This window comes from Bradyrhizobium sp. Unk1 (assembly GCF_059512345.1).
Genome location: NZ_JCAMOP010000197.1, coordinates 1 through 972 on the forward strand (window position 1 = coordinate 1; position 972 = coordinate 972).

Genomic DNA, 972 nt, shown 5'->3' on the forward strand with positions numbered 1-972 from the left:
AAGGCCGTATGTCCGCCTCTTCCAGTGAGGTGGCTCGCCCTACACTGCGCGTCCGAGGGTTACTCGGGCGTACCGAGCCGATCCTCATCACAGGAGGACGAGCCGTGGCAGATTATAGGGAAGCATTTGTCGGAATCGACGTCGCGAAGCTGAAAAACGCCATCGCGATCGCGGAAACAGGCCGGGAAGGAGAGGTTCGTTTCTTCGGTGAGGTCGACGCGTCGGCGACCGGCATGCGCCGGGTCGTTGAACGGATCGCCAGCCGGTTTGGTGGTGTGCATTTCTGTTACGAGGCCGGTCCGACTGGCTATGGCCTTTATCGGCTGATCCGGTCGCTCGGCCATGAATGCACCGTGGTTGCGCCATCGCTGATCCCGAGGAAGCCTGGCGATCGCGTGAAGACAGACCGCCGGGACGCTGTTTCTCTCGCCCGGCTGCTGCGCGCCGGCGAGTTAACGGCGGTGTGGGTTCCCGATGAAAGCCACGAAGCGATGCGAGATCTCGTCCGCGCCCGGGCGGCGGCGGTTGAGGCGCTGCGGGTCCACCGCCAGCAGGTGAGCGCCTTCATGCTCAAGCATGGCCGCACCTATCCCCGCAAGAAGGGATGGACGATGCGCTATCTGCGTTGGCTTCAGGAACAGCAGTTCGATCATCCCGCGCATCAGATCGCGCTGCAAGAAATGGTCGAAGCAGTTCGCATCGCCAAGGAGCGGGTCGAACGTCTGGAGCGCACGATCGAAGAGTTCGTCTCGGCCTGGTCCTTGGAGCCACTCGTGCGGGCGCTTCAAACACTGCGAGGTGTCGATCTAATCGTCGCGGTGACATTTGCCACCGAGGTTGGTGACGTGAGCCGTTTTGAGACCTCACGTCAGCTCATGGGCTATCTTGGCCTAGTGCCGGGCGAGCGATCGACCGGGGAGACGGTCAGGCGTGGCAGCATCACTAAGGCTGGCAACGGCCGCGTTCGCCACA

Annotated in this window: 1 protein-coding gene; it reads left to right on the plus strand. The window is 62.7% G+C overall.

All coding sequences use genetic code 11. The annotated features are described in order from the left end of the window. Positions 1-104: 104 nt before the first annotated feature. A partial coding sequence (locus tag AC5ZFO_RS48090; RefSeq protein ID WP_496124278.1) for an IS110 family RNA-guided transposase occupies positions 105-972 on the plus strand: 868 nt, incomplete at its 3' end.